The organism is Luteibacter sp. NPDC031894, assembly GCF_050273135.1.
Classification (GTDB): domain Bacteria; phylum Pseudomonadota; class Gammaproteobacteria; order Xanthomonadales; family Rhodanobacteraceae; genus Luteibacter.
In genome coordinates, this window is the sequence record NZ_JBNNMV010000002.1 from 807,494 (window position 1) to 827,168 (window position 19,675).

Sequence of the window (19,675 nt, forward strand, 5' to 3'; positions counted from 1 at the left end):
CCAGAGAGGAACGGCGGGAAACTCAGTCCACGGCGACGGTGGGGTCACCCATGTCCACGACCGAGATGCGCTCCTCGAAGTCCCGTGCGGGCATCGGCTTGCCGAAAAGGAAACCCTGCATCTGCGAGCAGCCCGTGGACCCAAGGAAGGTCGCCTGCTCCAGGCTCTCGACGCCTTCGGCCAGCACCTGTTTGTTCATGCCCTTGCCCATGGTGACGATGGCGCTGACGATAGCGGCGCTGTCGTTGTCCCAGGCAACGTCGCGGATGAAGGCGCGGTCGATCTTCAGGACGTCGATGGGGAAGTGCTTCAGGTACGAAAGGCTGCAATAGCCGGTACCGAAGTCGTCGAGGCTGAGCACCACGCCCAGCGACTTGATCTTGCGCAGCAGGTCGGCGATATGGTCGCCACCCTCCATCACCGTACGCTCCGTAAGCTCCAGTTCGAGCAGCGTCGGATGCAGGCCCGTCTCGATGAGGATGGCGCGTAGCGACTCGTAGAACCGCGTGTGCTGGAACTGCAGGGCGGATACGTTGACCGAGACGGACAGCGGCCGGTAAAGGCGCGTCCATGTCTCGGCTTGTCGGCATGCCTCGCGCAGCGCCCATTCGCCGATGGGCACGATGAGCCCGCAATCCTCGGCCACGGGGATGAACTGCTCGGGGGTGTAGACGTCCTCGCCGTCCACCTGCCAGCGCAACAGCGCCTCCGCGCCGACGATCGCCCCGAGTTCGACGTCGACCTTCGGCTGGTAGTGCAGGCTTAGCTCATTGCGTGCGAGGGCCTTGCGCAGTTCCACTTCGATGCGTACGCGCGCGGTGTTGCGCTCGTTCATGCTCGGGTTGAAGAAGCGGTAGCCGTTGCGGCCCTGCATCTTCGCTTCGTACATGGCGGTGTCGGCGTTGCGCAGCAGCGATTCCGCGTCCTCGGCATCGTCCGGGTAAACGCTGATGCCGATGCTGAAACTGATGGTCAGCGCGGAGGCGTCGATACCCAGGCCCACGGCCTGGCTGCATGCGGCCAGCACCTTCTCGGCCACGGCGATGGCATCGCCCGGTCCTTCGATATGCGGCATCAGCACCACGAACTCGTCGCCGCCGAGGCGGCTGACGGTGTCGTCGGAACGCACCGCGCCCCGAATACGCCGGGCTACTTCCTGCAGCAGCGCATCGCCCGCCGCGTGGCCCAGCGAATCGTTGATTTGCTTGAAGTGGTCCACGTCCACGAAGAGCAGGGCCGCGCGCTGGTTGCGCCGCGCCGCCACCGTCACCGCGAACTCCATGCGCGACGTGAGAAGCGCGCGGTTCGGCAGGCCCGTGAGCGTGTCGTGGTGCGCGAGGTGCGCCATCTTCAATGCCAGCGCGCGTGTCTCGCTGACGTCGTGGAACACCACGACGCCACCGACCACGTTGCCGGCGTGGTCGTGGATCGGCGCGGCGGAATCCTCGATGGGGCTGTCGAAGCCGTTGCGGTGGATGAGGATCGCATCGGTGGTGAGGCCAACGATGCTGTTCTTGCTCACCGCCATGATCAACGGATTGGGGATCGGCTGGCGCGTGAGCGGGTCACGCAGCTGGAAGATATCGTCCATGGGCCGGCCCACGGCCTCGTGGCTGTTCCATCCGGTCATCGCCTCGGCGATGGGATTGAGCGACGTGACGACGAGGTCCGTGTCGGTGGTGATCACCGCGTCCCCGATGGACTTGAGGGTGACCTCGGCGAGTTCGCGCTCGCGGAAGAGGGCGTCCTCGAAGGCCTTGCGCTCGCTGATGTCCTGCACCTGCGAAATGAAGTAAAGCGGCTCGCCGTGCTCGTCGCGCACCAACGAGACACTCAACTGCACGTGGACGATGCGGCCGTCGCGGTGCAGGTAGCGCTTTTCCATCTGGTAGGACAGCGTGTCGCCGGAAAGCAGTTTCTCGACGAAGCCGAGGTCGGCGGCCAGGTCGTCAGGATGCGTGACGTGCTGGAACGAGGTGGCCATGAGGGCCTCCTCGTTGTAGCCGAGCATGGCGCAGAGGGCCTCGTTCACCTGCAACCAGCGGCCGTCGGGCAGGACGAGTGCCATGCCGATCGCCGCATAGCGGAACGCCTGCGAGAAGCGCCGCTCGCTTTCCCTCAGGCGGGCCTCCAACACGCGCCGGCTCGAGATGTCGGCCAGGAGGATGGCGATGCCGCGCACGGCGCCCTCGTCATCGACATCGGGGGAGAACGTGGCCTGGGCGTAATAATCGCCGGCACTGTTGCGGATGGTGCGGTCGGCGACCATGGCCGTGCCGCCGAGCGCCGCGCGTATATCCGGCTCGATACGGGCGTAGAGGGTGGGATCGATGACCTCGGCCATGCGCCGCCCGACCACGTCGACGTCGCCGACATTCATCCAGGCGAGGTAGGCCGGACTCGCATAGCGATAACGCATGGCCGTATCGACGTACGCGATCATCGCCGGCGCGCGCTCGAGGAGATAAGCGGACCAGTCGGAAGATGAGTCGTTCGAGGGGGTGGTGGTGGAACGCATTGAGCCGCCGGGGTGACGTCGGCCCACTCTAGTTCTTCAATCCTTCCGCGTACATGGAACGATTCGTGAAAAGCGTCTCAGTGCACGACGGGGGCGGGAGCGGACAGGGCCCCGTCGGCGTCCAGCAGCACCCGGCCCAGGGCGTGGATCTCCGCCGTGGCGCCGTAACGCCCGACCAGCGTGTCGAGCAAGGGCGCCAGCGCGTCGGGAGCCAGCGGGTAGCCGTGGGCCAGGATGCGAGCCTTGCCCGGCGCCGGTTGCGCCACGGTGATCGCGGCCATGCCGAGGCCCGCCGCCTCGTGGGCGTACAGTTTGGGCGGCGGCAGCGCGGAATCGGCCTCCGCCATCGGCTCGACGAGGTAGCCAGCCGTCTGCGCCGACTGGTCTTCCAGGTGCAGGGGAACGTGATGGGCGGCCAGCAGGGCCGCGTATTGGCGTAGTTCGAAGAGCGTGCCCGCGAACTCATGGGCGGCGTCCCCCTGCTTGCTGCCAGCCTGGGCGAACCACGCCGCCGGCCCGGGAATACCGACCCGGCCTTCGGCGTAATGCAACGGCAAGCCGCGAGAGCCGAGGGCGGTCTCGTCCTTGTAAGGCGTGAGCAAGGCGGCCTCGAGCACGGTCCACAGCGGCGCCAGGTTCACGTGCTCGTATTGCACGCAAGTGAGGGCGATGAGGTCGTTCCGGCTGAGGTAACGCGCATGCTCCAACCGCATGCCCAAGGTACGCATGAGGAAATCCGCCGTGGCCGTGCCGGCTTCGCCGCGTCCCACGAGCTCCACCTCCATGCGGCTGCCCATCTCTTCGGCCTCGTCGGCGGGGACAAGCAGTATCCAGGGCATGAGGCGCATGGGCCCGCCGACATAGGCGGGATCGGGCACCAGCGGCTCGGCCGGCATGTGACCTTCGTGCGTGCCGAAGGCGACCACGCCGCTGGCACCGGTCACGCGCGGGATGCGCCGGGCCAGCTCTTCCAGGGTGGCGTACACCGGGAACCCCGGGCGCAGGAGTTCCACGCCGTCGAACAGGGCACCCGCCACGGCCAGCCGGGCGGTCTCGACACCAGGGAGCAGGGTGTGCAGGTCGTCCGCCATCAGGGCCGCGAGCGTCTGGGCCTCGTCCCGGGTCAGCTCGAGCCGGTCGGGCGATCCGCCCCCGGCCAATTCCAGCGCCAGGACGGCGGGGCAGGCGATCAGCGACTCGTTCACGGCAGGTTTTTCCGAACGGCAAAGGAATGCGATTCTACCATCCGGCCCCGGCGGGCTTTCGCCGGGCGGGGATGCGGGTTAGCCTTGCCGATACGCGTTCGTCGGCGATCGTCGGCGTCCGCGATCCCTTCTTCGCACTCGGCTGCCCGCGGGCGCCCCTCGGTCTGGACAGTTTCTCAAGCATGGAAAAGTCGCAAAAGCGCGTGGGTGTGGTCGGCGGCGTCCGCATCCCCTTCTGCCGCAACAACACCGCCTATGCCGACGTCGGCAACTTCGGGATGTCGGTGAAGGTGCTCGGGGCACTGGTGGAAAAGTTCGGGCTGCATGGCGCCGAGCTGGGCGAGGTCGCCATGGGCGCCGTCATCCGCCACTCCTCGGACTGGAACCTGGCCCGCGAGGCCGTGCTTTCCTCGGGGCTGGCGCCCACGACGCCGGGCATCACCACGGCGCGCGCCTGCGGCACCTCGCTCGACAACGCCATCCTCATCGCGAACAAGATCGCCACGGGCCAGATCGAGGCCGGCATCGCGGGTGGCTCCGACACCACCAGCGACGTGCCCATCGTCTACGGTCAGAAGCTGCGCAAGCGCCTGCTGGCGCTGAACCGCGCGAAGACACTGAAGGAGAAGCTCCAGGTCGCCACCCGCGGCTTCGCCCTCAAGGAACTGAAGCCGTCGTTTCCTGGCGTCGCCGAACCGCGCACGGGCAAATCGATGGGCGACCATTGCGAGCTCATGGCGAAGGAATGGAAGATCGGCCGGCTCGAACAGGACGAACTGGCCCTCGCCAGCCATCGCAAACTCGCGGCGGCCTACGAGGCCGGCTTCTTCGGCGACCTGGTCGTGCCATTCCGCGGTCTGAAGCGCGACGGCTTCCTCCGTCCGGATTCCACCCTGGAGAAGCTGGGCACGCTGAAGCCTGCCTTCGACAAAACGTCCGGCCAGGGCACGCTCACGGCCGGCAATTCGACGGGCTTGTCCGACGGCGCCGCCGCGGTGCTGCTCGGCAGCGACGAATGGGCGGCGGCGCGTGGCCTGTCGATCCAGGCGTACCTCACCTACGCGCAGGTGGCGGCCGTGGATTTCGTCCACGGAGAAGGGCTGCTCATGGCGCCGACCGTGGCTGTGCCGCGCATGCTGAAGCAGGCGGGCCTTACCTTGCAGGACTTCGATTACTACGAAATCCATGAGGCTTTCGGCGCCCAGGTCCTGTGCACGCTTCGGGCCTGGGAGAGCGAGGATTATTGCCGTCAGCGCCTGGGCCTCGACGCCCCGCTGGGATCGATCGACCCGGCCAGGCTCAACGTCAACGGCTCCAGTCTGGCGACTGGACATCCGTTCGCGGCGACCGGTGCGCGCATCGTCGCGACGCTGGCGAAGATGCTCGAGCAGAAAGGCTCGGGCCGCGGGCTGATCTCCATCTGCACGGCTGGTGGCATGGGCGTCACGGCCATCCTCGAACGCCCCTGAATGCTTGCTCTGCGCACCAGTACCTCCCTCAGCGGGCTCGCGCTCCTCGTCGGCATCGCCGGCACGAGTTGGTTGACCGCGCTCACGTACGAGCGCGCGCCGAAGACGCGTGGCCTGGCCGAAGTCACGCTGCCTACGGCGGCGCCGGCGCTGGTTTCAAAGACGGTATCGAACGTGGCGCCGCCGGCCGTACGGCCGGCCAGCGTCGCACCTCCGTCCGTTCGCCTGGCCAGCAACGTGGCGCCCAGCGTGCGGCCGGTACATGCCGTGTCTCGCAAGGCCGATCCTTCGAGCGCGCGCGATGTCGCGACCTCCGACCCGCTCGTCCCGGTATACATGCCGTCGCCGCGTTACCCGATGGCCGCGCTGCGCGCGCAGCGCGAGGGCAGGGTGGTTTTGAGCGTGACGGTGACGCCGGACGGCGATGTCACGAGTGTCGCTGTCGGGCGCTCCAGCGGCGACGAGTCACTCGACCGCGCGGCGGAAGAAGCCGTCCGCGGCTGGCGCTTCGCCGCGGCCGACGATCGGCCGGAACGCTATACCGCCGATTTGCCGGTGAATTTCCAGCTGACGCGCAACAACTGATCCGCCCTACAAGATCCCCGCGGCCGAGCTGCCGAAGGCCGTGATCATCCGCGTGTAGATCAGTTTCAGCGACACGTCCACCTCGGGGAAGTCGCCCTTCGCCTCGTAGCATTCGAAGAAGCGCGGATCCGTCCAGCGCATCGGTATGCAGCCCGGCTTCAAGTCGTAGCTGGTGGCGTAGCGGAACGGCCAAAGGTCGAAGAACGGCAGGCGCTCCGATACGTCACCGACGAATTCATTGATGGACGACAGCACGGGGATCGTCTTCTGTCGTGGCGCGATGACCCATGCGTTACCGGGCTCCGTGTCCTGCATGATCGAATCGCGCAGCCGGTCGGCGAAACGCTTGTCGTACACGATGACGCCCGACTCCGTGTTGTAGTGGTCCGAACGCGGGTCGAAGTTGTGCGTGCCGACCATGGCGAACGTGTCGTCGACGACGATGGACTTCGCATGCAGACCAAAACGCACGCCTGCCGTCAGCAGCGGCGCGGGACGATTGCGCGCGCCGCGGCTGGCGCGGCTGCCGATGCCGAGGAAGCTGGAGGATTCCGAGGGCGGTCCGGAACTGTCCGGGCCGGCGCCGCGGCCGGAGCGTCGGCCGCGTCCGCCAGCGCGCCCGCCATCCGCCGGGGAGCCCGCGATCGACCCTTCCAGCGATGGCGTGGCGACGCTCGTGTTGCTTTCCAGGGCGTCCGGATCGGCATTGAACGGATGTGGCTTCAGCTCGTAAATCTCGAAGCCATAATCCGTGAGGTAGCGCTTGCGGTGCTTGTACGAGAGGGCATACACCGCGAACGCATCGGTGGAGGCCAGGGAGTTGGTGGACACCACGACGCGCGGCGGGTCCGGACGGAGGCGCAGCCCGCTGAAGATCTTCTGCGCCGGCTTGCTCATGACGAGGTAGGGCGTCTGCAGGACGATCTCGCTCTTCGCGTTGCGCAGCAGGCCGATGATATGGCGGGTGAGCGCGCGTACCTCGCGACGCTTGGGCTCGTCGGTCTTGCCGGGAAGGTCAGAGAGGTATTCCACGCGGTTCATGCGCAAGCTGTTGCGCATCAGGTGCTCGTCGATCCACGCAGGGTCCGTCGCGTCGGCGATCATCTGGGCGACGCGCTCCGGCTGCTCGTAACGCGGCGGATTCCAGTGTCGCGGGTCGTCGGTATCGGCGAGCAGCTCCCGATTGACGTCACGCAGGTGGGTGAGCGGCGCGGACCGCTTATGCGTCCAGAACTGCTCGAAGCTCGCGCCCATCTGCTGCGCCGCCGGGCCGCCCACCATCACGTCCCGGTCGATGTAGTCGAATGTCGCGTCCCAGTCGAAGTAGCGATCCTCGTAATTGCGCCCGCCGGTGATGCCGATGAGGTCGTCCACCACCAGCAGCTTGTTGTGCATGCGCTGGTTGAACTTGTAGAAGCAGCAAAGCACGCCGGCCGCGAACTCCAGCGGTGGCGTGCGCGCGCTGTGGAACGTCGGGTTGTACAGGCGAATGGCCATGCGGTCGCTGGCGCGCGCCAGCGCGGCAAGCAGGCCCGGATCGCGGAAGGAGAACAGCTGGTCGGCGAGGATGCGCACGTGGACGCCACGCCGTGCCGCCCGGATGAGCTCGTCGAGGACCAGCTTGCCGGCGTCGTCCTGTTCCCAGATGTAGGTCTGGACGTCGATGCTCTTCCGCGCGGCACGGATCAGGTTGATTCGCGCGGCCATGGCGGTCTCGCCATCCTCGAGCAGGGTGGCCACGTGCACCGGCTTCGTATCCGTCGAGGCCGCGTCTGCCTCGAGCGCCGCGTCGATGAGCGGCGAAGGGGTGGCGCAGTGGCTCGAGTCGGAGGGGTCGCAGGTGTCCTGCCGGTCCACGGTGAGAGTCACCACCGCCTCGGCTTTCTGGATGCGCGCGGGGGGCAAGGAACAGCCGCCTGCGGCGAGCGTGGCGGCGAGTATCAGGATCATGAAGGAGCGGCGCATGCCGGCGATGATAGGCGACGAGTCGCAACGGCACGTGAGTCCGGGCCGGATCCGTGCCCTCAGGGCGATGTCAGGACGATCGCCATGCCCAGGTTGACGCGGTCCGACAGCGCGCCGCGCCGGCCACGCATGTCGAAGTCGGTGCGGTCGATGCTGCCCTTCAGCTGGAGCACGCATCCCGCCAGGGCCTGCGTGCGGCAGTCGTTCGCCTCGAGGTGGAAGGTCACCGGCCGGGTCACCCCGCGCAGCGTCAACCTGCCTGCCACGTCGCCGCCCTCGCTCAGCAGGGGCAGCGGCAGGGGGGACGACTCGAAGTGGATCTGGGGGTGGCGTTCGGCGTCGAAGAACTCCGGCGCAAGGACCCAGCGCCGAAATCGCGCCGAATCCATGCGCACGCTTTCGGTGTCTATATCGGCGCTGACCACGGCGGTATGCGCCGCCGGGTCGATGGCTAACTGCCCGCGGATGCCTTCGAAGCTGCCGGTGACGGTGCTGACCCAAAGCAGGCGCACGCTGAATTCGGCGCGCGAGCGCACCGCATCGATGCGCAGGTCGGCGGCGGACACGGGCGCCGCCGCCAGGAGCACGACGATCGCCGTCAGCAGGTGGTGCATTCGAGCAGGCTCAGTTCGGAGGAGACCAGAAATCCGTGAGTTTGCCCTTGCCGGGCTCCAACGGGCCGTCGAACGTGATCCGCGCGATGCCTGCCGGGGGCATGCCCCGATGGTCCTCGGAGCGACCGTCGACGAGGAAGGCTACCAGTTGTTCCAGGCCGGGATTGTGACCGACGAGCACGACGCGCTCCGCGTCCCCATGCCGGTCGAGAATGTCATAGAGCTCGCCGACGGTGGCGTCGAAGATGCCGTCCTCGTAGGTGGGTTCCTTCTGACCAAGGGCGAGTGCCGCGGTCTCTTTCGTCCGTTCGGAAGGCGAGCAGAGGACGAGGTCGTAGGTGACGTGGTGTTCGGACAGCCATGCACCGGCGGCCCGGGCTTCTCTCTGACCGTGTTCGGTCAGGCGTCGCTCGCGGTCGTCCTTGCCGTCCTTGCCATGCGGAGTGGCCTCGGCGTGGCGTAACAGGATGAGTTCGTGCATGGGTCGTCTCTCCGCTGGGCCACCTCAGGTGGCGTGATCGATGACGCGCCCCATGACGGCCCTAGGTACTGCGCTTGATCCAGCGCAGCAATTTCGCCCAGTCGTCCTGATGCCCGCGTACGTTTTCCGAGTGGTAATCGAAGATGCCCTTACCGAGCGCCGTGAGCAATACGTACGCTTGCGAGTCGCGAAGTTCCGCAACCACGGGAAAGGGCGCGCGCTCACCGAGTTCGGCCAGGGCGGCCTGGCTGGCGTTGGTCCACGGCTTGAGGCGATTCCCCACCAGGCCCACCGGCAACTTGCCGCGCTTCACCCGACTGAAGCCCTTGAGCACCTTCAGGAAATCGAGCGTGGCATCCAGGTCGAAGTGCGAGGGCAGGACCGGCACGACGATTACGTCGGCGCGCTCGAGGTAGGGCTCGAGGTCCTTTTCGTCCACGCCCGCGGGCGTATCCACGATGACCCTCTCGACGTCGCCCGGCAGGCGATCGAAGGCGCGACGGCTGCCTTCGATGGCGGTGATGGCCGGGGCGTTCTCGGGTCGGCGCCCGACCCAGCGGAGGCTGGAGTGCTGTCGGTCCGCGTCGATCACGGCCGTCTGCTTTCCCGCCTGCGCCCAATGGGTTGCGAGCTGGGTCACCAGCGTGGTCTTTCCGCAACCGCCCTTGCTGCTTGCCACGAGCGTCGTAAGCATTCGCGCGCACCTGCCTTGGGAGTGGCCCTAGCCTACACACCCGCGGCGCGCGGGGCCAAGCCCGTCGCCTAGAACAGCTTGGCGCGCACCTTGGGCATCACGACGAGGATCAGGGTGGCGAGGGGGCCGAGGAACAGGGAAAGGAGCCACCAGAGCAGGCCGCTACGGTTCTTGCCCTGGGCAAGGCCGGCGTTGATCAGCGTGAGCGTGCCCCAGCCGACGAAGAAGCCGGCGCGCTCGCTGGCGAAGAGGGCGAATTGGTCCACGGTAAACTCCTGTTCTGTCGCAGGATTGATCGGTGCGGTAGATCTGAGCAAGCCTGGTGCCCCCCGCGTGCACTTCCGATAGTAACAACCTCGCTGGACAACGCACCGTTCCAGCGCAGCTTCCGTTCATGGTCGAACCGTATCCTTGCGGTTTTCTTAATGGAGATGGCCCATGCGCGGACGCTGCATCGCAGTCCTGGCCCTCGCGAGCCTGCTATCCCTGCCTGCCCTGGCCGCCGATCCCTGGCCGGGTGCCGCGAAGGGTCCGGCCAAGGGTCCCGTCGTGCAGAAGGACCAGACCAAGGCTTTGTTGCAGTTCCAGAAGGACCTGGCCAGCGTCCTCGCCCTGCGGACAGAGGCGGAGCCGCTGCTCGGCGCCGCCCTCCTTGCGCGCCCCCTGGCCAATCCGCCGGAGGTGCTGACTTACCACTCCCTGCTCGAGCGTGCGGCACGAAACGCCGACGCCGGCCCGCAGGTGACGTGGGCGCGCCTGGCCGATTGCGACGCGAAGGGTGGCACCTGTCCGAACGCGGACGCGCTCGCCGAGCTGCAGAAGCAGGCGCCTGACAACGCTGCCGTCTGGCTCCTGAAGCTGGGGATGGACGAGCACGCAAATGCCAGCGACGCCGTCCGCGCCGACCTCGGCCGGGCCGCCAATGCCAAGCTCTACGACGACTACCTGGGCGCCAGCCTGAAGGCGCTCGCCAGGTCGGTCAGCCAGTTGCCGCCTCCCGCCGATACGTTCAACGCCCTGCAGGGCTCCGGCGCGGCCGGCGTGCAGATGGTGATCGTGTTCGGCCTCGCCAGCGCACAGCCGGTGCCTGGCTTCCAGGCCACCGCGAAGTACTGCGAGGACAACAAGGCGGATGCCGCGATCGTCGGCGACTGCCTGAAGCTGGCGAAGGTGCTCGAGTGGGGGAGCAGCCCGCTGGGCCGTTCGCTCGGCCTGCACCTGCGCGAGACCCTGTCCGCGAACGAGGCCGATCAACAGGAAGCGAAGCATGCCCGGCTCAACCTTGTCTGGCAGATGCAGCGCTTCGCGCAGCTCAACATCCAGGCGCAGGGCGACAAGGCCACGGCGCAGAAACTCCTGTCGCTGGCGCGCAGCGGCGGCACGGAAATGAGCGTGATCCTGGCGGCGCTACGTGCTTACGGCATGCCGCCGGAGGCCCCGGTGGGTTGGGAGCCGGCCAAGGTCGAGAAATAAAGAAGGGGCGCCAAGGCGCCCCTTCCATTTTCGACATCTCGTCGGAATGGCTCAGTCGCCCAGCTGCTCGCGCATGAATTCCGGCTGCGCCAGGGCGCCCTTGTGCACGTCGGCGTTGTAGTACTTCGTGGGGAAGTTCTTGCTGATGGCACCGCGCTCGCGGAAACCGGAGAGGTCGCCATCCTTGCGCGCCATCGTGCAGCTCCACCAGCCGGTCGGATAGCACGGCTGCGGGAACGGTAGCGTGCGCACGGCCTTGAAGCCCGACGTACGCATGGCGGAGCGCATAGCCTTGATCAGCTCGATGTGCGCCAGCGGCGACTCCGACTGCTGCACGAGGATGCCGCCGTGGCGGAGCGCCTTGTAGCAGCTGGTGTAGAACGCGGCGTTGAACAGGCCTTCCGCCGGACCGACCGGGTCGGTGGAGTCCACGATGATGAGGTCGATGGACTCCGGCTCAGCTTCCGCCATGTACTTGATGCCGTCGATGAAGAGCAGCTCGGCGCGCGGGTCGTTATTGGCGTCGCACAGTTCCGGGAAATACTGTTCGGCCAGGCGGGTGACGCGCTCGTCGATCTCGACCTGGGTCGCGGTCTCCACTTCCTCGTGCTTCAGCACCTCGCGAAGCGTGCCGCAGTCGCCGCCGCCGATGATTACGACGCGCTTGGCCCGGGCGTGGGTGAACAGCGCCGGGTGGGTCATCATCTCGTGATAGAGGAAATTGTCGCGGCCGGTGAGCATCACGCAGCCGTCGATCACCATCAGGTTGCCCCAGTCGGTGGTCTGGTAGATCTCGATGGTCTGGAACGGGGTCTTCTCGGCGTGCAACAGGCGCTCGACGCGGAAACCGATGGAGGAGCCCGACGCCTGGTGGGCTTCGGTGAACCAGCTGAGCTGCTGCTGCGACATGACGCTTTCCTGAAACGGGTAGGGGGCCAAACGGTGGATTGTACCGCCCCCGGCCGGATCGCGGCCAAGTCCTTGTCCCGTCGGGGCGTAGGGTCTGGCTGGCTCGTGCCGGCCGATACCCGGATGTCATGAGGGACCGCTACAATAGACGGTCTGCCGCCCGCCTGGTCGGGAAGCGCAGACCCCGTCTGGTCGGCCCCGCGGCGTGCGAGGCTCCCGGCCGCCAGGCCAGCTTCAGGTCAAGGTTCGCCGCTGCGACTGTTCCGCGCCCCTCCCCGTGGGGGACTCGACACAATCAATGGAGATCGTCACCCCCATGACGAACTGGACCACCGATCGCGCCAAACTGACCTACGCGATCCCGCACTGGAGCAACGGCTACGTCGACGTAGCCGCCGACGGCCACCTGCTTATCCGCCCCCGCGGCGACGAGGGCCCGGCCCTCGACCTGCCGGCGATCGTCGACAAGGCGACCGCGGAAGGCCTGCGCCTGCCCCTGCTGGTTCGCTTTCCCGACATCCTGGCCGACCGGCTCGCCCACTTGCAGCGGGCCTTCGGCAAGGCCATCGCGGATGCCAGCTACGCCGGCTCCTATACGGCCATCTACCCCATCAAGGTGAACCAGCAGCGCGGCGTCGTCAGCGAGCTGGTGGCCGCCGGCGAGCAGGGCTTCGGCCTGGAAGCCGGTTCCAAGCCGGAGCTGATGGCGGTCCTGGCCCATGCGCGCCCGGGCAGCATGGTGGTGTGCAACGGCTACAAGGACCGCGAGTACGTCCGCCTGGCGCTCATCGGGCGCAAGCTCGGCCTGCGCGTGCACATCGTCATCGAGAAACTCTCGGAACTCGACCACGTGTTCGCCGAGGCGAAGGCGCTGGACGTCGAACCGCTGCTCGGCGTGCGCGTTCGCCTGGCGTCCATCGGCGCCGGCAAGTGGCAGAACACCGGCGGCGACAAGGGTAAGTTCGGCCTCAGTCCGGGCCAGGTGCTGGAGCTGATCGACCGCCTGGATGGAGCCGGCCTCAAGCACACGCTGCGCCTCCAGCACTTCCACATGGGCTCGCAGATTTCGAACGTGCGCGACATCGCGGCGGGCATGCGCGAGGCCGTTCGCTACTTCGTGGAGCTGCACCGCCTCGGCGTGCCGATCGATGTGGTCGATGTGGGCGGTGGCCTCGGCGTGGATTACGAGGGCACGCGGTCGCGCAGCTACAACTCGATCAACTACAGCCTCGAGCAGTACGCGGCGAGCATCGTGCAGCCCCTCGCCGAAGCGGTGGCGGAGCAGGGCATGCAGGCGCCGACCATCTTCACGGAGTCCGGCCGCGCGATGACCGCGCACCACGCCGTGATGGTGGTCAACGTCAGCGAGGTCGAGCCGGTGCCGCTCGGCGCCATCCCTCCCGAACGCGCCGGAGAGCCTTCGGTGCTGCGCCACCTGCGCGAAACGCACGCGGAGCTGGACCATCGGCCGGCGCTCGAGCTGTTCCACGAGGCGCAACACCACTTCGCGGAAGGCCAGGCCCTGTATGCGCTGGGCCAGCTCGACCTGCGCGATCGCGCGCGGCTCGACGAATTGTTCTACGCCATCGCGAACGCGGTGCGGCCCCGCCTGCTGCCCGCCGAGCGCGCGCATCGCCAGGCGCTGGACGATCTCGACGAGAAGCTCGTCGACAAGTACTTCGTGAACTTCTCTGTGTTCGAGTCGGTGCCCGACATCTGGGCCATCGACCAGATCTTCCCCATCGTGCCGATCGCGCGCCTGGATGAAGAGCCCGTGCGGCGCGGCGTGATCGCCGACCTCACCTGCGATTCCGATGGCCGCATCGACCATTACGTGGACGCGGAAGGCGTGGACGTGAGCCTGCCCTTGCATGGGTTGAAGGACGATGAGTCCTACCGTCTCGGCATCTTCATGGTCGGCGCATACCAGGAGACGCTGGGCGACATCCACAACCTGTTCGGCGACACCGATGCCGTGAACGTGCGCGCCACCGCGGACGGCTATGAGTTCGCGCATATCCGTCGCGGCGACACGACCGACCTCATGCTCGACTACGTCGGTTACGACGTGAAGGCCCTGCGCCAGTCCTATAGCGACCGCATCGCCGCCGCCGGTATCGACGGCGCGGAAGCGGAGACGCTTTCGGCGGCCCTCGACAAGGGCCTCACTGGCTACACCTACCTCGCGGAAACCGCGGGGGCGGTGACCACACACATCAAGGAATGACGATGACTCTGAAGACCGCTTTCATTGGACTTGGCGCGATGGGCGCGCCGATGGCCGGACACCTCAAGGCCAGGGGCCTGCTGTCCTCGGTGGGCAACCGCAGCCAGGGCAAGGCCGACGCACTGGCCGCGGAACTGGGCGTCGAGGCGCCGGGCTACGCCGCCATCGCGGCGTCATGCGACATCATTGCGCTCTGCGTCAGTGCGGACGCCGACGTGATCGGCGTGGTGGAGGCACTGGCGCCGGCGCTGAAGAAGGGCGCCATCGTCGTCGACCATTCCACCGTGGCGCCCGCCACGGCGACGAAAGCCACGCGGATCCTCGCCGAGGTCGGCGCCGACTTCCTCGATGCGCCGGTGTCGGGCGGCGTCGAAGGCGCGAAGAACGGAAAGCTCTCCGTCATGGTCGGCGGCGATGCCGCCGTGCTTGAACGCGCACGGCCGGTGCTGGAGGCGTATGCGGCGCGTGTGACGCACATGGGTGGCGTCGGCAGTGGGCAGGCCACGAAAGCCGTGAACCAGGTGCTGGTTGCCGGCATCGCTCACGCGGTCACGGAAGGGCTCGCCCTGGGCGAAGCCCTCGGTCTGGAACCGGAACGCCTCATTCCGACGCTCGCGGCTGGCGCCGCGGGCAACTGGTTCCTCGACAAACGCGGCGCCACGATGCTGCGCAACGAGTTTTCGGTGGGCTTCAAGCTAGCCCTGCTGCACAAGGATCTCGGCATCGTGCGAGGCATCGCGAGCGAGGCGGGTACCGACCGGACCATCATCGAACAGTCGCTGGCCGACTTCGGCGAACTGATGTCGCGCGGCTACGGCGACGACGACATCTCGGCGCTCATCCGCCTGAAGCGAAAGCAGTAGCTAACTGTTTTCCTGTAGGAGCCGCTATAGCGGCTCCTACACAAATCAGCCGCCTTCTTTCAGCGCAATCGCGCTGATGCCGGCCGACTGGAGGCGCTGCTTCGTGCCTTCCAGCTCGGTGGCGGACTTGAACGGCCCGAGGCGGACGCGGTTGTATGTCTGCGCGCCGACCTTCACCGACTGCACGTTGGCGACGAAACCCTGCAAGGCCAGCTTGGCCTTGAGCGCTTCGGCATCGGCGGCACTCGGGAAGGCACCTACCTGCAGCAGGTAACCGGGGCTGCCCGACGCGGCGGCCGGTGCGGGCTGCGCCGGCACGGCCGTGACCGTCTGCGTGGTGGCCTTCGGCAGGTTCGCCGCGGCGGCGTTGGCCTGGGCCTGCTGCTGCGCCAGAGCGGCCTGCTGCGCTGCCTGCTGCTGTGCCGCTTGCTGCTGCTGTTGCTTCTGCTGGGCCTCGGCGCTCGCCTGCGCGCGGATCTCGGCGTCCGGAATACGGACTTCCTTCTCCGACAGCACCGAATAGAAGTCGTACGACGGCTTCTTCGGCTTCTCCGCTTCCGTCTGGTCGACCACGCCTGGATCGCTGCCCTTCTGCGCGGTGGCCTGTGGATTCGGTTCGGGGCCTTCGTGCTGGCGCATCATCGGCATCCAGGTGCCGCGCATCGCGAATGCCATGAGCAGGGCGCCGGCGAGGATACCGATCAGCGCCCAGCTCCAACCCGGCATGCCGCTCGAGCCATTGCGGACGGCCTGGCGGCCTTTGCCCTTCTTACGTGTTGCCATTACATGCTCTCCGGGGCGGAAATGCCCAGCAGATCCAGACCATTCTTCAACACTTGCTGCGTCGCCGCCACGAGGGCGAGGCGCGCGTCACGCAGGTCGGCGTCGTCGACGATCCACTTGTGCTCGTGATAGTAACTGTGAAGCGCGCCCGCGAGTTCACGCAGGTATTGCGCGATCAGGTGCGGTTCCAGGTTCGCCGCCGCCGATTCGACCATCTCCGGGTAGCGCGAGAGCTCGACCATCAGGATCGACTCGTGTTCGGTGTCGAGACGACCGAGCTGCGCGAGGCCATTGCCACGGTCGGTGGCCAGGCCGCGATCGGCCAGCTCACGGAAGACGCGGCAGGCGCGGGCGTGCGCGTACTGGATGTAGTAGACCGGATTGTCGTTGCTCTGCGAGCGAGCCAGGTCGATGTCGAACACCAGCTGCGAATCGGCCTTGCGCGCGATCAGGAAGTAGCGCGTGGCGTCCCGCCCGGCTTCGTCGATGAGGTCGCGCAAGGTGACGTAGGAACCGGCGCGCTTCGAGATCTTCACCTCCTCGCCGCCGCGCATCACCGTCACCATCTGGTGCAGCACGTATTCCGGCCAGTTCGACGGGATGCCGGTGTCCAGCGCCTGGAGGCCCGCCTTCACACGGGCAAGCGAGCCATGGTGGTCCGAGCCGAGTTCCGTGATGGCGCGCTCGTAGCCGCGGAGCCACTTGGTCCGGTGATAGGCGACGTCCGGCACGAAATAGGTGTAGGTGCCGTCGGACTTGCGCATGACGCGGTCCTTGTCGTCACCGAAATCCGTGGAGCGCAGCCAGAGCGCGCCGCCTTCCTCATAGGTGTGCCCGTGGGCGACGAGTTCGCGCACGGTCTCGTCCACCTTGCCTTCGGTGTAGAGCGACGACTCGAGGTAATGGACGTCGAACGTCACGCCGAACGCCTGGAGGTCGAGGTCCTGTTCGTGGCGCAAGGACGCCACGGCGAAGCGGCGCACGTCGTCGAGATTGTCGGCGTCGCCGCTGGCGACGAAGGTTTCGCCATCCGCTTCCACCGACTCCTTCGCGAGGAACGCGCGCGCCACCTGGGCGATGTAGTCGCCCCGATAGCCGCCCTCGGGCCAGCCCGCACCATCCGGGGCGATCCCCTTGGCACGGGCCTGGGTGGACAGCGCCAGGTTGGCGATCTGCACGCCAGCGTCGTTGTAGTAAAACTCGCGAAAGACTTTCCAGCCGGCAGCCTGGAGCAGTCGGGCGAGACTGTCGCCGATGGCAGCGGCCCGGCCATGGCCGACGTGCAGGGGGCCGGTGGGGTTGGCCGAGACAAATTCCACCCCGGCCGTCCGGCCGGCTCCGTCCCGGTTGTGCCCGTAGCGGTCACCCTCGCCCAGCGCGCGTTCGACTTCCGCATGGAAGGCGGCCGGTGCCAGGAAAAAGTTGATGAAGCCGGGGCCCGCCATCTCGGCCTTGGCGATCAAGGGGGAGGCCGGGATCGCCTCGATCAGGTCCGCGGCGATGTCGCGGGGCTTACGGCCCGCTGCCTTGGCCATCATCATCGCGGCATTGGTCGCGAAGTCCCCGTGGTCACGGCTGCGGGTACGCTCGACCACGAAGACAGGCGCCACGAAGTCGGACGGCAGCTTGCCGGACTCGCGCAGGACGCCGATGGCCTGCAGTACCAATTGTTTCAGCTCTTGTTTCACGGGATGCGCGATGCGGCGATGGAACCGGCAATCTTATCAGATGGGGCCGGTCCGACATCCCGGGCCATCGTCTCCAGCCTGTGGATAACTCTGTGGGCAATACGCCCCCTTCAGGCGCCGCGTCAGTAGGCTGGCCGACTGACATCACCTCGTAACGATCAGTAGTCTTCCAATTCAACGAGTTAGGGGCGTGATCTGCGCGTGGACAGGAACTGTGACGTCCAAGTGTGAAAACCGGCCAATGTGCATAAGTCGCTGGCGGGCGCGAACATTCGCATTGCGGCAGCGCGTCATTCTGCTGTCATGGCGGGTTGTCATCATTCCCCACGTGCCCGGTGTCTCCCCGGCCAGCGGCACGGCGGGTTACCAGCCCCCTCCCTCGAATGGTGACCCACGACGGCGCGAGCGGCACTCGCGCCGTCACTTTTTTATGCCCGGTGCAGCAGGCCTCGCTCAGCGAGGGACACGGGCTGGTCGTGACCGACGATCAGGTGATCGAGCACGCGGATATCCATCAGGGCCAGGGCATCCACCAGCGTTCGTGTGATGTCCAGGTCGGCCGCGCTTGGTTCGGCTATGCCCGAGGGGTGGTTATGGGCCTTATGTCCGCACGTGAGAGCGTTTCATCAGAGTTTGGCGTCGCGCATCAGGTCTGACATCGATACGCCGAGGCCCTCCGCAACACGTATGAGTGTCGCGATCGTCACATTTTTTGACCCGCGTTCGATTGCCCCGAAGTAGGCGCGGTGCATCTCGATACCGTCGGCGAAGGCGTCTTGGCTCATGCCGAGAGCCTGCCTATGGCGGCGAATAGCTTTTCCGAGTCTGGCCGTTGGGGTCGGGGATTCCATGCCCGCGACCGTACGTCGGTGCTACTTCTATCTCTACGCTCTTAAAAGTAGGCTATCTTTAAGTATCATCCACCGGGGCGGTATTAATGCGGCGCGCTTTTGAGATAACACTTAATGGACGTTGGGTAGTTTCAATCGACTTGAACAGTCGACTTAATGCTGCGCTCGCCAAACAACTCGAGCGCATAGCCAGCACCCCTCGCGGTTCACCGGCGCTCAAGCGGCTGTCCGAATCAGTCGCAGCAGCAATAGAGCGAAGTTTGGATCCGGACCTCAAAGCTCCCACCACCGCGCAATTGAAGCTCGCGACCGTCATTGCGCAGGACCGCAACCTGTCGCTATCCGCAGAGGTACTCCGATTTCGGGGTGATGCGGAGGCATTCCTTGGGCTGACCGAGCCGGACGCAGCACTTGCCGGCGAGAAAGAGCCTCGGTCAAGCGAAGGAGCCTGATTCGATGCATGCCAGTAGGCCCGTGACCAAACTTTGCCCCGCCATGGTGTCGAAGAACGATATCGGTTTACGCGAGCCGAGTGCTGGGAGCGGACTAGTTAACCAACCTCCCAGCCACCTTAGGATATCGGGCGACATCGGGCTTTTGTCCACGCCTACCATTTTCATTACCTGCCCAATCACAACAGCGCACCCAATCGCGCGTTCGCTCTCACCCACACTCAGTTTCGTGGGATGACCGTTGTGACGCTGCGCTGCCCGGGGGCATATATCTAGATAGCGGGCGAGCGCATCCCTCTCAACGTTAAGATCTTTCGCTAACAGCGCGACGAAGTGAAACGAGATGCGAGTTTTCGCGAGCGTAGAGATCTCGTGCAAGGACTGCTGCGAAATTCGTATGTAGGGAAGGCTGTATGGTCCTGGCAGTGCACGCCCAATGATGACGGCCAAATCACCAATTGGCTCGCGATAAATTGCGTCCGCCTCAGCGCCACCTTCATGGGTGGCACACGTGATGGATGATGCGCCATCTACAAGTTTGTTCGTTGGCTGTTTAGATCCATCAGCATGTTCACCTACTTTCATATCTGCCGCCCCAAAGTAGCCTCAGTCATCGTCGAGACCCTCCGACGTCAGAGTGATCAGCTAAGCACAACCGGGGAGCTAGCTTCAACCGGGCATCTGTACCTCATCGGATCGAAGCACAGACATCCGATGCTGAGCAGGTTGAGATGATCGCCTGTTTCGTCATCGAACTATTACGCCCTAAAGCAAAGCTGTGCATATATGCATGCTCTTAATGCAAGTCTGAACTGCAAATATAGTCAGTTATGACAGCACCGAAAACGCGTCGGTTTCAGCGAATCCAATGCAGTTGTTTAGGGGGCACGCAGGAGTA

At 66.1% G+C, this 19,675-nt stretch carries 17 protein-coding genes and 1 pseudogene; 5 read left to right on the forward strand and 13 right to left on the reverse strand.

Annotated elements, in window-relative coordinates:
* Positions 1–22: 22 nt before the first annotated feature.
* On the reverse strand, positions 23–2,518 hold the full coding sequence (locus ACQKIE_RS09600) for an EAL domain-containing protein (protein WP_427458321.1): 2,496 nt from the start codon (positions 2,516–2,518) through the stop codon (positions 23–25).
* Positions 2,519–2,595: 77 nt separating this feature from the next.
* Complete coding sequence (locus ACQKIE_RS09605) at positions 2,596–3,723, reverse strand: hypothetical protein (protein ID WP_427458323.1); 1,128 nt, start codon at positions 3,721–3,723, stop codon at positions 2,596–2,598.
* Between the two features lie 182 nt (positions 3,724–3,905).
* Between ACQKIE_RS09605 and ACQKIE_RS09610 the strand changes: the two genes are divergently transcribed.
* The gene (locus ACQKIE_RS09610) at positions 3,906–5,192 is read left to right on the forward strand and encodes an acetyl-CoA C-acetyltransferase (protein ID WP_427458325.1); all 1,287 of its coding nucleotides are present in this window, start codon (positions 3,906–3,908) and stop codon (positions 5,190–5,192) included.
* Positions 5,193–5,777 carry an energy transducer TonB gene (locus ACQKIE_RS09615; RefSeq protein ID WP_427458327.1) on the forward strand — a complete coding sequence of 195 codons (585 nt, stop codon included), beginning with the start codon at positions 5,193–5,195 and terminating at the stop codon, positions 5,775–5,777.
* Positions 5,778–5,783: 6 nt separating this feature from the next.
* Here ACQKIE_RS09615 and ACQKIE_RS09620 read toward each other — a convergent pair whose 3' ends face one another.
* From ACQKIE_RS09620 to ACQKIE_RS09640, 5 genes are all read right to left on the reverse strand, one after another.
* Positions 5,784–7,742 carry a phospholipase D-like domain-containing protein gene (locus ACQKIE_RS09620; protein WP_427458329.1) on the reverse strand — a complete coding sequence of 653 codons (1,959 nt, stop codon included), beginning with the start codon at positions 7,740–7,742 and terminating at the stop codon, positions 5,784–5,786.
* Between the two features lie 59 nt (positions 7,743–7,801).
* Positions 7,802–8,356 carry a YceI family protein gene (locus ACQKIE_RS09625; protein ID WP_427458331.1) on the reverse strand — a complete coding sequence of 185 codons (555 nt, stop codon included), beginning with the start codon at positions 8,354–8,356 and terminating at the stop codon, positions 7,802–7,804.
* 10 nt (positions 8,357–8,366) lie between these two features.
* Entirely contained in the window at positions 8,367–8,837 is a 471-nt protein-coding gene (locus tag ACQKIE_RS09630) for a SixA phosphatase family protein (protein WP_427458333.1), read from the reverse strand.
* 61 nt (positions 8,838–8,898) lie between these two features.
* Positions 8,899–9,531, reverse strand: coding sequence for a division plane positioning ATPase MipZ (locus ACQKIE_RS09635; RefSeq protein ID WP_427458335.1), 633 nt, complete (start codon positions 9,529–9,531; stop codon positions 8,899–8,901).
* 68 nt (positions 9,532–9,599) lie between these two features.
* Positions 9,600–9,797: an antitermination protein NusB gene (locus ACQKIE_RS09640; RefSeq protein WP_427458337.1), complete on the reverse strand. Its 198-nt coding sequence runs from the start codon at positions 9,795–9,797 to the stop codon at positions 9,600–9,602.
* 172 nt (positions 9,798–9,969) lie between these two features.
* On the opposite strand from ACQKIE_RS09640, the gene ACQKIE_RS09645 reads away from it, so the two are divergent.
* Positions 9,970–11,004 (forward strand): hypothetical protein, encoded by a 1,035-nt coding sequence (locus ACQKIE_RS09645; RefSeq protein ID WP_427458339.1) that lies wholly within the window; start codon positions 9,970–9,972, stop codon positions 11,002–11,004.
* A gap of 51 nt (positions 11,005–11,055) precedes the next feature.
* Here ACQKIE_RS09645 and speE read toward each other — a convergent pair whose 3' ends face one another.
* Positions 11,056–11,913 (reverse strand): polyamine aminopropyltransferase, encoded by an 858-nt coding sequence (speE, locus tag ACQKIE_RS09650; RefSeq protein ID WP_427458341.1) that lies wholly within the window; start codon positions 11,911–11,913, stop codon positions 11,056–11,058.
* A 316-nt stretch (positions 11,914–12,229) separates the two neighbouring features.
* Between speE and speA the strand changes: the two genes are divergently transcribed.
* Together speA and ACQKIE_RS09660 are read left to right on the forward strand one after the other, a co-directional pair.
* Positions 12,230–14,140, forward strand: a complete 1,911-nt coding sequence (speA, locus tag ACQKIE_RS09655; RefSeq protein WP_427458343.1) for an arginine decarboxylase — start codon at positions 12,230–12,232, stop codon at positions 14,138–14,140.
* A 2-nt stretch (positions 14,141–14,142) separates the two neighbouring features.
* A complete protein-coding gene (locus tag ACQKIE_RS09660; RefSeq protein WP_427458345.1) occupies positions 14,143–15,003 on the forward strand; it encodes an NAD(P)-dependent oxidoreductase in 861 nt (286 codons plus the stop codon).
* Positions 15,004–15,048: 45 nt separating this feature from the next.
* On the opposite strand, the gene ACQKIE_RS09665 is transcribed toward ACQKIE_RS09660, so the two are convergent.
* From ACQKIE_RS09665 to ACQKIE_RS09685, 5 genes and pseudogenes are all read right to left on the reverse strand, one after another.
* Positions 15,049–15,786 (reverse strand): SPOR domain-containing protein, encoded by a 738-nt coding sequence (locus tag ACQKIE_RS09665; protein WP_427458347.1) that lies wholly within the window; start codon positions 15,784–15,786, stop codon positions 15,049–15,051.
* Positions 15,786–17,474 (reverse strand): arginine--tRNA ligase, encoded by a 1,689-nt coding sequence (gene argS / locus ACQKIE_RS09670; RefSeq protein WP_427458349.1) that lies wholly within the window; start codon positions 17,472–17,474, stop codon positions 15,786–15,788. The genes ACQKIE_RS09665 and argS overlap by 1 nt, the downstream gene beginning before the upstream one ends.
* 428 nt (positions 17,475–17,902) lie before the next feature.
* Positions 17,903–18,061: pseudogene (locus ACQKIE_RS09675) on the reverse strand (JAB domain-containing protein); the annotation flags it as partial.
* A gap of 39 nt (positions 18,062–18,100) precedes the next feature.
* Positions 18,101–18,325, reverse strand: coding sequence for a helix-turn-helix domain-containing protein (locus ACQKIE_RS09680; protein ID WP_427458351.1), 225 nt, complete (start codon positions 18,323–18,325; stop codon positions 18,101–18,103).
* 434 nt (positions 18,326–18,759) lie between these two features.
* Positions 18,760–19,362 (reverse strand): antitoxin Xre/MbcA/ParS toxin-binding domain-containing protein, encoded by a 603-nt coding sequence (locus ACQKIE_RS09685; protein ID WP_427458353.1) that lies wholly within the window; start codon positions 19,360–19,362, stop codon positions 18,760–18,762.
* Between the last annotated feature and the right edge of the window lie 313 nt (positions 19,363–19,675).